Genomic DNA, 13,559 nt, shown 5'->3' on the forward strand with positions numbered 1-13,559 from the left:
CAGGCCGTCGGCGGTCTGTTCGCAGGGCCCCGCTACGCGTTCGGTTCGCCGGCAGGCCGTTACGCTTCGGCCGCCCGCTTGGCCGACACGTCGGCCGTGCCGGTGCGATCGAGGATCGCCAGCACTTCGCGCGCGGTGTTCTCCGAATGGCTGCGCAGCACCTGCGGCAGCCGTGCGTGGTCGGGATCGGCGAGCGCAGCCATGATCGCTTCGTGCTCGTGCAGCGATTCGGCCCAGCGCAGCGTGTCCGCGTTCGCGGCGCCGCGCGCGCGGTGCACCTTCGACATCAGCGACGCATAAATGCCCGACAGCACCGGGTTGCCGGCCGCGTCGATGATCATCTGATGAATCTGCTGGTTCAGCCGGAAATACTCGACCCGCTTGCCGGCCTCGTGACACTCGACCATCCGCCGGTGCTTCGCCTGCAGCGAGGCGAGCGTCGACGTGCCGATCCGCTTGCGCAGCAATTCGCCCGCCATTGCCTCGAGCCCGTGCAGCAGCTCGAACGTCGACACGAGATCGTCGATGTCGATCGACGCGACGCGATAGCCGATGTACTGGCGATGCGTGACGGCGCCTTCCGCGACGAGCACCTTCAGCGCTTCGCGCAGCGGCGTCTTCGACACGTCGAACGCGAGGCTCAGTTCCTTTTCGTCGATCCGCGCGCCGGGCGGCAGTTCGCCCTCGTCGATCATCACGCGCAGGCGCGCGGCGATCTCCGCGGCCATGCCGCGCGTGCGCAGAAGCAGGGGATTGCGGGGTGTCTGGCTCATGATGGCGCAAGCTTATCACGATATCGGGGCTTACCCTGCACCACGATAGTGATAAAACAAATTCAATGAAACCAAGCGTTTACGCTAACGGTAATTATAAATTTCTAATCCTATACTCGGCTCAACGTTGCGCGACGTCCTGACCATCCTCGTTCATCCCTGGAGTCCGTCCATGTCTTCAACCTCCGGTGTCGCCGCCCTGACGGTCGGCAAGTCCGCCGTCCGCTGGAAGATATTCGTCGTCATGCTGAGCCTCATCGCGATCAACTACGTCGATCGCGCGTCGCTGTCCGTCGCCATGCCTTACATCTCGCAGGAGTTCAAGATCGGGCCGGCGATGGAGGGCCTGATCCTCAGCTCGTTCTTCTGGACCTATGCGGTGATGCAGATCCCGGGCGGGATGCTGGCCGACCGGTTCAAGCCGCGCATCGTGATCGCGACGGCGACCGTGTTCTGGGGCTTCTTCCAGGCGATCGCCGCGCTGTGCACGAACGCGCCGTCGCTGCTGCTCACGCGCCTCGGCCTCGGCGCATCCGAAGCGCCGATCTATCCGGCCGGCGGCAAGCTCAACGCGATCTGGATGACGCAGACCGAGCGCGGCCGCGGCGCCACGCTGCTCGACGGCGGCGCGCCGCTCGGCGCGGCCTTGGGCGCGGTGCTGATCGCCGGCCTGATCGCGCTGCTCGGCTCGTGGCGGCTCGCGTTCGCGGTGGCCGGCGTCGGCACCGTGCTGGCCGGTTTCCTCGCGTGGTACTACATCCGCAACACGCCGCGCGAGCATCCGGGCGTCAACGATCTCGAGGCCGACTACATCGAGGCGTCGCACGCGAGCGACCTCGCGGCCGAGCCGGCCGGTGCATCGGGGCGCTCGCGCGACTTCTTCAAATACCGCTCGGTGTGGTGCATGTTCTTCGGCTGGATGTGCTTCAACAGCGTGTTCTACGGGCTGCTCACGTGGATGCCGAACTACCTGCACAAGGTGCACGGCTTCGACATCAAGCAGATGGGCGGGTCGACCTTCATCATCTTTTTCTGCGGCTTCGTCGGCGAGCTGCTCGGCGGCTGGATCGCCGACAAGTGGAAAGCCGCGGGCGGGCGTCCGAACGTCGTGATGCGCACGCTGTTCGGCATCGCCGCGGTGATCGCGACCGTGTCGATCTTTTCCGTCGCCTACGTGAAGAGCCCGGTCGTGTGCGTCGCGCTGCTGTCGACGACGCTGTTCTTCCTGCGCTGGTGCGGGCTGTACTGGTGCATCCCGTCGTCGCTCGGCACACGCAACAAGATCGGCTTCCTCGGCGGCCTCATGAACCTCGGCGGCAACATCGGCGGCATCACCGTGCCGATCCTCGTCGGCGCGATCGTGCAGTTCACCGGTTCCTACTTCCTTGCGCTGATGGTGTTCGCGGCGGCCGGCGTCGGCCTGTTCGTGTGCTCCAGCGCGATCGACTACGAAAACAAGCTCCCCGTCTGACCGACCCCTTTCACTGCATCGACTGCATTCATTGGTAGAGAGAAAACCCATCATGAAGAAACGTACCCTGCTCGGCATGCTCACCCCTTCGTCCAACACGTCGCTCGAACCGCTGACGAGCGCGATGGTCGCCGGCCTGCCGGGCGTGTCCGCGCACTTCGCGCGCTTTCCCGTCACCGAAATCTCGCTGACGGGCCAGGCGCTCGGCCAGTTCGACGACGACAAGATCATCCAGGCCGCGATGCTGCTCGCGGACGCGAAGGTCGACGTGATCGCATGGAACGGCACGTCGTCCGGCTGGCTCGGCTTCGAGGCCGACGAGCGGCTGTGCCAGCGCATCACCGAAGCGACCGGGATCCCCGCCACGACCTCGGTGCTCGCGCTCAACGAGATCCTGAAGAAGACGAACGCGCACGAGTTCGGCCTCGTCACGCCGTATCTCGACGACGTGCAGACGAAGATCGTCGACAACTATCGCCGCTCGGGGCTGAACTGCATCGCCGAGCGCCATCTGAACCTGAAGGTCAATTTCTCGTTCTCCGAAGTGACGGGCGACCAGATCGGCGGGATGGTGCGCGAAGTGGCGAAGGCCGGCCCGCGCGCGATCTCGATCTTCTGCACGAACCTGAACGCCGCGCACCTGGTGCCGGCGCTTGAGGAAGAGACGGGCATTCCGATCTACGACACGATCTCGACCGTCGTGTGGAAGTCGCTGCAGCTCGCCGACTACGACACGCGGCAGGTGAAGGGCTGGGGGCGTCTCTTCAGCGACGTGATCTGAGGCGCGCGTCATGTCGAACGATCTCGATTTCGTGATCCGTCACGCGGACGTCGTGACGGCGGCGGACCGGTTCTCGTGCGACATCGGCATCCGCGCGGGGCGCGTGGCCATGCTCGGCCACGGGCTGCCGCGCGCGCCGCGCGAGCTCGATGCGAGCGGCATGCTCGTGATGCCGGGCGGCGTCGATGCGCACTGCCACCTCGACCAGCCGATGCCCGACGGGCTGAAGATGGCCGACGATTTCCTGTCCGGCACGCGCTCCGCGCTGTGCGGCGGCACGACCACCGTCGTGCCGTTCGCCGCGCAGGCGAAGGGGCAGTCGCTGCAGGCGGCCGTCGACGACTATCACCGGCGCGCGGAAGGGCGCGCGCTGATCGACTACGGTTTTCACCTGATCGTCGCCGATCCGACGCCGCACGTGCTGGCCGACGAGCTGCCGCGGCTGATCGCGAACGGCTACACGTCGTTCAAGGTGTACATGACCTACGACGACCTGAAGCTGAACGACCGGCAGATGCTCGACGTGCTGTCGGTCGCGCGCGAGCACGGCGCGCTCGTGATGGTGCATGCGGAGAATTCGGACTGCATCGGCTGGCTGACCGAGCGGCTGCTCGGCGACGGCCACGTCGCGCCGCATTTTCATGCGCACGCGCGGCCGGCCGTGGTCGAGCGCGAGGCGACGCATCGCGCGATCGCGTTCGCGGAACTCGTCGACGTGCCGATCCTGATCGTGCATGTATCGGGCGCCGAGGCGATCGAGCAGATTCGCTGGGGGCAGTCGCGCGGGCTGCCAATTCTCGCCGAAACCTGCCCGCAGTACCTGTATCTGACGGCCGCCGATCTCGGTCATCACGGTCACGACGGCTACGAAGGCGCGAAATGCGTATGCAGCCCGCCGCCGCGCGATCCGGCGAACCAGCAGGCGGTGTGGAAGGCGCTGAAGCAGGGCGTGTTCTCGGTATTCTCGTCCGATCACGCGCCGTTCAACTACGACGATCCGTGCGGCAAGCATCCGGGCGGGCAGGCCGTCTCGTTCGACCATATCCCGAACGGCATTCCGGGGCTGGAGACGCGCCTGCCGCTGCTGTTCGACGGCGTGCGCAACGGGCGCCTGTCGCTGCACCAGTTCGTCGAGCTGACGTCGCTGCGCCCCGCGAAGCTGTACGGGCTGTATCCGCGCAAGGGGACGATCGCGGTCGGCGCCGACGCGGATATCGTCGTGTGGGATCCGGACAAGCGCGTGCGGATCGCGAATGCGTCGCTGCATCATGCGGTCGACTACACGCCTTATGAAGGGATCGAGGTGACGGGCTGGCCGCGTCATTGCCTGTCGCGCGGCGAGCTGCTCGTCGAGGACGGCCGGCTGCTCGCGGCGGAGCCGGGGCGCGGGCAGTTCCTGCCGGCCGGCAAGCCGTGCCTCGACTGATGTCGCGCGATGCGATTGCGATGTGAGCGCCCGCGCGACGCGGCGGGCGCCGTTTCAACAGGAGCTACGATGAGCGTTTCCCTCGCAATGCGCGGCCTCGCGGCCGCGGCGATCGTCGCCGGGTCATGCGGCGGCGGCCCGGCGCTGGCTGCCGGCGGCGCGCCGCAGGACCCGCCGAGCGTCGTGCCCGAAGCGGCCGGCGTCGATTCGGCGCCGCTCGTGCGGCTGTCCGAATGGCTGCGCCGCGACCGGATGGACGTGCGCAGCCTGGTCGTCGTGAAGGACGGCAAGATCGTGTTCGAGCGCTACGGCGACGGCCTCACGCGCGACAACAACTACGAGCTGTATTCGGTGACGAAGACGATCACCGCGCTGCTCGCCGGCATTCTCGACGGCGAGGGCAAGCTCGGCCCGTCGACGAAGGTCGCGCCGCTGATCGCGGCCGCGCGGCCCGATCTCGCGGGCGAACTCGCGGACAAGCAGGATATCGAGCTGCGGCACCTGATGTCGATGTCGAGCGGGTTGCGCTACACGACGCGCGAAGGCACCGATCCGCTGTACTACGACGCGCCCGACCGGCTGCAGGTTGCCGTGACGAGCCGTGCCGCGCAGCCGCCCGGCACGCATTTCGACTACATCGACGTGAACCCGGTGCTGGTCGGTACGGCCGTGTCGATCGCCGCGGGCGAGCGCGAGGACGACTTCGCGCGCGAGCGGCTGTTCGAGCCGCTCGGCTTCGCGCACTACCGCTGGAGCGGCGCCGACGGCACCGGCGCGGTGGCGGGTGGCTGGGGCCTGCGGCTGCGCGCCGTCGACATGGCGAAGATCGGCATGCTGCTGCTCGACAATGGCCGCTGGAACGGCAAGCAGGTCGTGCCGGCCGGCTGGGTCCGGCAGATGACGAGGCCATCGCCGGCCGCGGCCGACTACGGCTACTACTGCTGGATCGGCCATGTCGTCGAGCGCGGCACGCCGGAATTCGGCGCGATGGGCTTCAAGGGGCAGTTCATCACGGTGCTGCCCGCGCAGCGCGCGGTCGTCGTGATGACGAGCCTGCTGCCGACCGACGGCGGGTTGCGCGACGCGACCTACCTGAACCTCTATCGGCGGATGGTCGGCGACTACATCCTGCCGGCGCTCACGCCCGCGCGGCCGCCGGTCGAAAGCGCGGCAGCCACGCAGGCGCTGCGCGACGAACTCGAGCGCAGCCGGCAGACGAAGGGGGTGCCCGGTACCGCCACCGCGTTCAACGATGCACCGGAGATTTGATGAGGATTGCAAATTTCAGTGACCATTCGTCCGTGTGGCGTTCCGATGCACGGCGGCCCGCTGCGCCGTTCATGCGCCGGCTGCTCGCACGGGTTGCCGCGTTGCTGATCGGCGGCGGGGCGCTGGCCTCGGCATCGGCACCGATGCTGTCCGTGGCGCACGCGGCCGACGCGTTGCCGCTGCATGAAACCGGCATCGCGGCGGCCGCACCCGAAGACGTCGGCGTCGATTCGCGCAGGCTCGTCGCGCTGTCGCGCTGGATCCGCGAGCAGAAGCTCGACGTGTACAGCCTGCTCGTCGTGAAGGACGGCAAGCTGATCTTCGAGCGCTACGGCGCGAACGCGTCGCGCGACTCGACCTACGAGCTGTACTCGGTGACGAAGGCCGTGACGTCGCTCGTCGCGGGCATCCTGGTCGAGCAGGGCGCCGTGCAGCTCGACGAGCCGGTGGCCGCGCGGCTTGCCGCGTGGCGCCCCGAGCTCGGCGGCGCGCTCGCGGACAAGCGCGGCATCGAATTGAAGCACGTGCTGTCGATGTCGAGCGGCCTGCATTACGACTTCAGCCCGAAGGACGATCCGATCTACTACACCGCGCCGGACCGGCTGAAGCTCGCCGCGTCGGCCGCGCCGAAGGTCGCGCCGGGCACCGCGTTCGAGTACACCGACGTGAACCCGATCCTCGCGTCGGCGATGTTGAGCGCGGCGGCCGGCGAGCCCGTCGAGCGCTATGCGCGCACGCACCTGTTCGGCCCGCTCGACATGAAGCGCGCGGCATGGGAGCGCGCGGATCGCACCGGGCTCGTGTCGGCCGGCTGGGGGCTGCGGCTGCGCGCCGTCGACATGGCGAAGATCGGCATGCTCGTGCTCGACGGCGGGCACTGGCAGGGGCGGCAGGTGGTGCCGCGGGCGTGGATCGCGCAGATGACGGCGCCGCGCGTGTCGCCGCACTTCGGCTACTACTGGTGGATCAACAACATCGTCGACAGCGAGCCGGAATTCGACGCGATGGGCTTCAAGGGGCAATTCATCACGGTGTTGCCGAAGCGCAATACGGTGATCGTGATGACGGGCGTGCTGCCGGTGGGCGGCGGCCTGCGCGACGCGGAGAACGTGAAGCTGTTCCGGCGGATGGTGAACGGCTACATCCTGCCGGCGCTCGATGGCGGTGCGGCGTCGGGGCAGGGCGGCGGCGCCGGCGATACGCTTGCGGCGCTGCGCGACGAACTCGAAGTGAGTGCGCGCACCGCGGGCGTGCCCGGCACGCAGCTCGATCCGACGGATCTGCCGAAGTAGGCGCGTCGATACGTGTGCGGCGCTGCGTGTGGAGCGGGAAGTGAGTGCGTGCTCCGTGGGCGTGCCCGGCGCGCAGGTCGATTCGACGGATCTGCCGAAGTAGCGTCGGGCATGTGTCCGGTCGGCCCGATGCAGGCGGGCCGGACACACCGCGTGTCCCACATCACACCAGTTCACCCAGGCACGCGTCGAACTGCGCGACGAGCGTGTCGACATCGTCGGCCGTCGTCTGCGGACACACGAGCATCATGTTGTGGAACGGCGTGATCAGCACCCCGCGGTTCAGCAGATACAGATGCACGATGTGCTCGAGTTCGCTGTCGAGCTGCTCGCCGGCGATCGTGCCGTTGCGTGGCGGCACCGGCGTGAACTGGAACTCGGTGCGTGCGCCGATGCGCGTCACGCACCACGGCAGCCGATGCTTCGCGATCGCCTGTTCGAGCCCGGTCGCTAGCCGCGTGGCCAGTTCGAACATATGCGCATACGCGGCATCGGTCGCGACGTCGGCGAGCGTCGCGCGCATCGCATGCATCGCGAGCATGTTCGCGGTGAGCGTCGTGCCGATCCCGGAATGGCCGGGCGGTGCGCTCAGCTTCGCCTGTTTCGCGCGTTCCGCGAATTCGGCGCTGAATCCGTACACCGCGCACGGCACGCCGCCCGCGATCGGCTTGCCGACCACCAGCGCGTCCGGTTCGAGACCGTGTGCGGCCGCGTAGCCACCCGGGCCGCTGCTGATCGTGTGGGTTTCGTCGATCACGAGCAGCGTGCCGTAGCGGCGCGTGAGTTCGCGCGCCGCCTCCCAGAAGCCCGGCTCGGGCAGCACCATCCCGATGTTCGTCATCGCCGGCTCGGCGAGCACGCATGCGACGTCGCCATCCTTCAGCGCCGCCTCGAGCGCGGCCAGATCGTTGAACTCGACCACGCGCGTGTTCGCGAGCAGGTCGTAGGACTGCCCGAGCAGGCTGTCGCGCTGCACCGGGCGGCCGTCGACGAGATCGACGAACACGTCGTCGACCGTGCCGTGATAGCAGCCGTTGAACACGACGATCGTGTTGCGGCCGGTGGCCGCGCGCGCCCAGCGCAGCACGAAGCGATTCGCGTCGCTCGCGCTCAGCGCGAACTGCCAGACCGGCAGCCTGAAGCGGCGCGCGAGTTCGCGCGACACCCAGGCGGCGTCCTCGCTCGGCAGCATCGTCGTGTAGCCGCGCGTCGCCTGTTCGGCGAGCGCGCGTGCGACCGGCTCGGGTGCATGGCCGAACATCGCGCCCGTGTCGCCGAGACAGAAGTCCGCGTAACGATGACCGTCGACGTCGGTGAAGGTCGCGCCGCGCGCCTCCTTCACGACCAGCGAGAACGGGGTCGACCAGTCCTGCATCCAGTGCAGCGGCACGCCGAACAGCAAATGCTCGGACGCTTCCGCGGACAACGCGCGGGAGATCGGCATGGCTTCGGTGAATGCACGGCGCTCGCGATCGAACAGCGCGCGGGCGCGGATGAGGTCGACTCCGTGGCGGGAAGGCAAAGGCAACTCCTGGGCTGTGAAGGTGGAGCAACGATAGCGCGGCGGGCGGGGGCTGAACAGACGCAGAATTACCGACACCGATGCGCAAGTGAGTACGGCATGTTCGCGGCGAATTCCTGTTTGATTTCGAGATTGCACAGGTAAATCGAAACCCGGCAGAAACATGAAGGTTTTCATGGATTCTGGTATGAGGTTTCGCGACCTATCGTGGTGATAAGCCGTGGCGCATGCGATCTGCCGGATGCCATCGTTGCTGGCTGTGCAGCGTATCCGACGCACGATCGCAATGGCTGGCGGGTGCTTCGATCGCACACGCATACGGCTGAGCGAAGCGAATTCCACCTCGCATTGCAGGCCAATTTCGGGATAACGGAATGCCGATTTTTCATGCGATGGTGATCGGGCGCTCGAAACGGGCCGGCTATTTCGGCAACCGGGTTTCAACCATCCTGAAAGCGGGACCTCACAATGAAGATCCACCATCAACTCGCCGCGCTCGCCGCTTGCTGCGCATTGGCCGGCCTGACGTACGCCGGGCCGACATCGCCGCAGGCGGTCGTCAAGAAGATCACGCTGACCGCGAACATCGGCGACAGTCTGTTCGTTTCGAGGCCGGACAACTCGGCGTTGGGCGATGTGGTCGAACTGAACGCGACGGGCGGCGCGCAGCAGACCGTCGGCGCAACGTTGCCGATTCGCGTGCGCGCGACGAATCCCGATATCAACGTCGTACTGTTGCGGCCGTCCGGATCGCCGAGCGGCGTTGACGGCCTGGCCGATGTGAAGGTCGGTCTGACGGACAACGCGGGCGACCGGGGCACGGTGCCTGGCGCCGGCCGGCCGGTCAGGCTGGCGAAGCGCGGACACGACGGTTTCGACGGCTACGACGAAACGCATGACGTGAAGATCAGCGCGCACGTGCAGGACGTGCACGCAACCGGGCAGCCGACTGTCGGCCGTAATCCGGCCAGTGTCGTGCTGGTGTTCGAACCGGCCGCGTCGGCTGGTCGCGAGCCGGCGGTGGAGCGGGTTTCCGCAGTCGGCGAGTAAGGCCGTGGCCCCGTCGGACGTATCGGGCGGGGTTTTTCAGTCGAAGTTTTTGCGCATAAACATACGACAACCTATCTCTAGGGGCGCGAAATTGGAAGTGAGTGTGTACTCACATTTACGGCATTAAACCAATATAAACGGAGTAAACAACCAATTCATCCCCAGCCTCGATCGCGTCTAGGCTGCACAATATGGTACGACGACATATGAATGGGGCGCGTTCGACCGCGACGATCAGCCCGCGAACGATGCGGTACACACGCGGCCGCCGGTCGCGCGGAACGTGGCGATCTCGGACGTGACGTTGAGCGGCGTGACTGCGTCGTGTTTCCAGGCGATCGTCGTGCAGGGGCCGGTTGCGTTCGACTACAACGGCACGCCGCCGCTGCCCGCCGTGCAGCCGATTTCCCGCGTGACGATCGGCAACTACGACTTCGGCACGCCGGTGTATCGGGCATGCCGATGGTCACATCGCCGGGGGCGATCCATGCATTCAACGTGAGCGCGATGACGCTGACGAACGTGACGATCGCCAGGCAGGCAGCAACGCGACGAGCACCGGCAAGCGGTGGCGCAACGGGGTGGAGGGGCGTTCGCGTGCGGCCGGCCGATGCGCGCGAACGCGACGCGTCATGCCAGCGTCTTGACCATGTGATGTTCATCGTAGAAGCGGCCGTCGACGAACAGCGAACGCGGTTCCGTGCCGAACCGGACGAACCCTTGAGACACATACAAGCGTTCCGCGGTGCCGTTGATCTCGTTCACGCACAGGATCAGTTGCCTGCACTTCCACGCATGCGCCGCATGCGCGGTCGCGCCGTCGAGCAGCGATTGCGCAATGCCGCGGCCACGATACGCGGGGTCGACGAACACGCCCCAGATCGTCGCCTTGTGCGCGACCTTGGCGCGCGCGTCGCGGCGCACGCCCGTGATGCCGACGAGCGATGCATCGTCGAATGCGCCGAACACGGCGCGCTCGTGGGTGGGCGTGATGCGCGTCGCGAATTCGTCGACCGGGACGCCGGCTTCCTCGTCGCGGGTCGGCAGGAACGAAGTCGGCGACGAGTCGACCGCGCGCAGGCGGACGGACTGGAATTGCGCCGCGTCGGCGGCGTCGAGCAGGCGGATCGTGATCATCGGTCGGTGTTGTCGTTGGTGTGCCGGAAGGTCGGAATCTGCGGCGCCGTGCGCGGCAAGGCATCGACCGATGCTAATCGAAAACACACGCATTTGCCGGTGCGATCGGCACGCCGCATCGACAGGCGTGAAGCGCGCTACCGAGGCGCGAGTGATGGTCGGGATGACGCGTGGAGCATCGCTGCGCGTTCGCGAAGTCCGCAGGCAATCGTGCTCGGGGCGCCGAACGCATGCGCGTGGAAACGAGCCGGATGCGAACGCACCTGCCGTTGCGTTGGACGCGAACGCGTGCATGTGGCGCGCGACGTGAGGAACGTGACGACGCAGTGCCGTGCGCGACAGGCATGCCGCGCCGACTCGTGGAAGAGGGATGAAGTGAAGCGCGTGCCGGCCATTGCGACGAAGCGCCGCCGGACACGCGAAATACGTCCGCGACGTGAGGGGGCCGCGATATATGTGATGCGCCCGATCAGCTCAGGCGCATGCGATCCGCCTCGATACCGCCTCCGCGACGTGAGGTGTCCGCGATACGTGTGATGCGCCCGATCAGCTCAGGCGCATGCGATCCGCCTCAATACCGCGACAGCTGATTGCCGTTGATCTGCACGCGATCGCCCGGGCGCAGGTCGCCCGGCGACTGCACGTCGAACGAGCGCGTCGAGCCGTCGCTCACCCGCACGTCGATCCGGTAGCTGCTCGGCGGTTGGGCCGCGCCCATCTGCTGGCCGATCTGGTTGCCGGCGACGGCGCCGCCGAGCGCGCCGATCACGGTGGCCGCATCGCGGCCGTGGCCGCGGCCGAACTGGTTGCCCACCAGGCCGCCGACCAGCGCACCGACGACGGTGCCGGCGACGCCCGACGTGCCGACTGAGCCGTTGACTGGCTGGATGTTCGCGACGGTGCCGTATTGCGTGCCGTAGCCGTTGCCGTACTGGCCGCCGTAAGGCTGCGGGTTGCCGTACTGGTCGTACTGCGGCGCCTGGTTCGGATAGGCCGGCTGCTGCGGCTGCACGTAACCCGGTTGCGAATACGCGGGTTGCGCGTAGCCGGGCGTCGCGTACTGTTGCTGCGGATAGCCCGGTTGCGCGCCGTAGTAGCCCGGCGCGACACAGGCGGTCAGCGGAAGCGCCGCCACGGCGACGAGCGTGGCGAACAGAACGGTCTTCGTGGAAGGCATGCGCATCATGATGTTTCCTGCATCGGCAACGTGTTCGCCGACGAATTCCGGGACGGGTGGCGAACTCGGCGTGAGTATAAGGAAAGGGCGGATGCGCGTCCGGTGCGGCCGGGTAACAACGTGTAAAGTCTGTTGCCGCGCAAATCGCGGTGCGGCGCGGCCGAGATTCGACGATGCGGTTCGCCGTCCGGCAGCCGCGTGAGGGCGCCGATTGTGCGACGATCGGCACCCGCGGGCGCCCGCCCGGTGATCACACCCCATCTTCGCGCCACGCCCGACGGGCAGCTCGCCCGCATATCGCGAAATCGAATGCGCGGCATCGCGACATTTAATTGGCCACTGGCCGCCCCGTCCGATATCGTGACCGCACATCCCTGCCAACGGTCGCGCCGTGCCGGCTGCGGTGCCTTCCCCTGTCCGCGTCGGCGTCGCGCAGCGGCCGCCCCACTCATTCCGACTCATGACCGATCGCTTCTTCACCAACGCCGTCGATGCCGGCGGCCGGCCCGTCAACCTCGTCGTCCATGACGGCCGCTTCGTCGCGATCGGCACCGATTGCACTGCCGCACCCGGCGCCGAAACGATCGACCTCGGCGGCCGCGTTGTGCTGCCCGGCTTCGTCGACGGCCACATCCATCTCGACAAGAGTTTCGTCGGCGACCGCTGGGTGCCGCACCAATCGGTCGACTCGCTGCGCGAGCGGCTCGTGGTCGAGAAGCGCCAGCTCGCGGCCGCGCCGCCGATCGTCGAGCGCGCGAATGCGCTGATCGCGCAGGCCGCCGCGTTCGGCACGATCGCGATGCGCAGCCACGTCGACGTGGACGCGACGACCGGCATGTCGAACCTGCACGCCGTGATGGCCGCGCGCGAACAGTGGCGCGGAATCGTCGACATCGAACTGGTCGCGTTTCCGCAGGCCGGCGTGGCGACGTGCCCGGGCACTGCCGCGCTCCTCGATGCGGCCGTGCGCGAAGGCGCGGACGTGGTCGGCGGGATCGACCCGACGACGCTCGACGGCGACGCGGACGGCCAGCTCGACATCGTGTTCGGCATCGCCGAGAAGCGCGGCGCGAAGATCGACATCCACCTGCACGAACCGGGCGAGACCGGCATCGCGCAACTGCTGCGGATCGCGGCGCGCACGCGCGCAGCCGGCCTCGGCGGCCGCGTGAACGTGAGCCACGCGTATGCGCTCGGCCAGGTCGAACATGGCGACGTCGAGCGTGCGGCCGCGGCACTCGCCGACGCCGGCGTGTCGATCCTGACCAACGCGCCGGGCGACTGCGCATTCCCGCCGGTTCAGCAGCTGCGCGACGCGGGCGTCCACGTGTTCGCCGGCAACGACAACATTCGCGACGCGTGGTGGCCGTACGGCAACGGCGACATGCTGCAGCGCGCGATGATGGTCGGCTACCGCTCGGGCTTCCATACCGACGAAGCGCTCGGCATCGCGCTCGACATGGCGACGCACGCCGGCGCGCGCGCGCTCGGCCTCGCGCACTACGGCATCGCGGTCGGCTGCGACGCGAGCTTCGTCGCGGTGCGCGCGCCGAATGCGGCGGCCGCCGTCGCCGGCGTGCCGGCCGAACGCTGGGTGTTCCGGCGCGGCGAAAGCGACACCGGCGCGCCGTTCGCGCCGGCGCTGCGTTTCACGCGCTGAC

General features: G+C 67.7%; 11 protein-coding genes and 1 pseudogene. 8 read left to right on the forward strand and 4 right to left on the reverse strand.

Translation table 11 applies throughout. The features are described from left to right. Window positions 1-59: 59 nt before the first annotated feature. Entirely contained in the window at window positions 60-773 is a 714-nt protein-coding gene (locus tag DIE04_RS03900) for a GntR family transcriptional regulator (protein ID WP_124486016.1), read from the reverse strand. 172 nt (window positions 774-945) lie between these two features. Between DIE04_RS03900 and DIE04_RS03905 the strand changes: the two genes are divergently transcribed. The 5 genes from DIE04_RS03905 (at window position 946) to DIE04_RS03925 (ending at window position 7,012) form a co-directional block, all read left to right on the forward strand. Then, window positions 946-2,244 (forward strand): MFS transporter, encoded by a 1,299-nt coding sequence (locus DIE04_RS03905; RefSeq protein ID WP_124486017.1) that lies wholly within the window; start codon window positions 946-948, stop codon window positions 2,242-2,244. Between the two features lie 52 nt (window positions 2,245-2,296). Beyond that, a complete protein-coding gene (locus DIE04_RS03910) occupies window positions 2,297-3,025 on the forward strand; it encodes an aspartate/glutamate racemase family protein (protein ID WP_124486018.1) in 729 nt (242 codons plus the stop codon). Between the two features lie 10 nt (window positions 3,026-3,035). Further along, window positions 3,036-4,451: a dihydropyrimidinase gene (gene hydA / locus DIE04_RS03915; protein WP_124486019.1), complete on the forward strand. Its 1,416-nt coding sequence runs from the start codon at window positions 3,036-3,038 to the stop codon at window positions 4,449-4,451. Between the two features lie 69 nt (window positions 4,452-4,520). Next, window positions 4,521-5,720, forward strand: coding sequence for a serine hydrolase (locus tag DIE04_RS03920; RefSeq protein ID WP_124520126.1), 1,200 nt, complete (start codon window positions 4,521-4,523; stop codon window positions 5,718-5,720). Window positions 5,721-5,791: 71 nt separating this feature from the next. Further along, window positions 5,792-7,012, forward strand: a complete 1,221-nt coding sequence (locus tag DIE04_RS03925; protein WP_124520201.1) for a serine hydrolase — start codon at window positions 5,792-5,794, stop codon at window positions 7,010-7,012. Window positions 7,013-7,175: 163 nt separating this feature from the next. Here the strand turns inward: DIE04_RS03925 and DIE04_RS03930 are convergent, their stop codons facing one another. Continuing rightward, entirely contained in the window at window positions 7,176-8,534 is a 1,359-nt protein-coding gene (locus tag DIE04_RS03930) for an aspartate aminotransferase family protein (protein ID WP_124520124.1), read from the reverse strand. Between the two features lie 468 nt (window positions 8,535-9,002). Between DIE04_RS03930 and DIE04_RS03935 the strand changes: the two genes are divergently transcribed. Both DIE04_RS03935 and DIE04_RS30020 read left to right on the forward strand, forming a co-directional pair. Next, window positions 9,003-9,584, forward strand: a complete 582-nt coding sequence (locus DIE04_RS03935; protein ID WP_124520122.1) for a hypothetical protein — start codon at window positions 9,003-9,005, stop codon at window positions 9,582-9,584. 181 nt (window positions 9,585-9,765) lie between these two features. Next, window positions 9,766-10,124, forward strand: a pseudogene (locus tag DIE04_RS30020) (endopolygalacturonase); the annotation flags it as partial. A gap of 90 nt (window positions 10,125-10,214) precedes the next feature. On the opposite strand, the gene DIE04_RS03945 reads toward DIE04_RS30020, so the two are convergent. Continuing rightward, window positions 10,215-10,721: a GNAT family N-acetyltransferase gene (locus DIE04_RS03945; RefSeq protein ID WP_124486024.1), complete on the reverse strand. Its 507-nt coding sequence runs from the start codon at window positions 10,719-10,721 to the stop codon at window positions 10,215-10,217. A gap of 571 nt (window positions 10,722-11,292) precedes the next feature. Further along, window positions 11,293-11,907 (reverse strand): glycine zipper 2TM domain-containing protein, encoded by a 615-nt coding sequence (locus DIE04_RS03950; RefSeq protein ID WP_124520120.1) that lies wholly within the window; start codon window positions 11,905-11,907, stop codon window positions 11,293-11,295. 451 nt (window positions 11,908-12,358) lie between these two features. Between DIE04_RS03950 and DIE04_RS03960 the strand changes: the two genes are divergently transcribed. Then, window positions 12,359-13,558, forward strand: a complete 1,200-nt coding sequence (locus DIE04_RS03960; RefSeq protein ID WP_124520116.1) for an amidohydrolase family protein — start codon at window positions 12,359-12,361, stop codon at window positions 13,556-13,558. Window position 13,559 lies beyond the last annotated feature (1 nt).

The organism is Burkholderia sp. Bp8994, from assembly GCF_003853805.1.
In the GTDB taxonomy this organism is placed as follows: domain Bacteria; phylum Pseudomonadota; class Gammaproteobacteria; order Burkholderiales; family Burkholderiaceae; genus Burkholderia.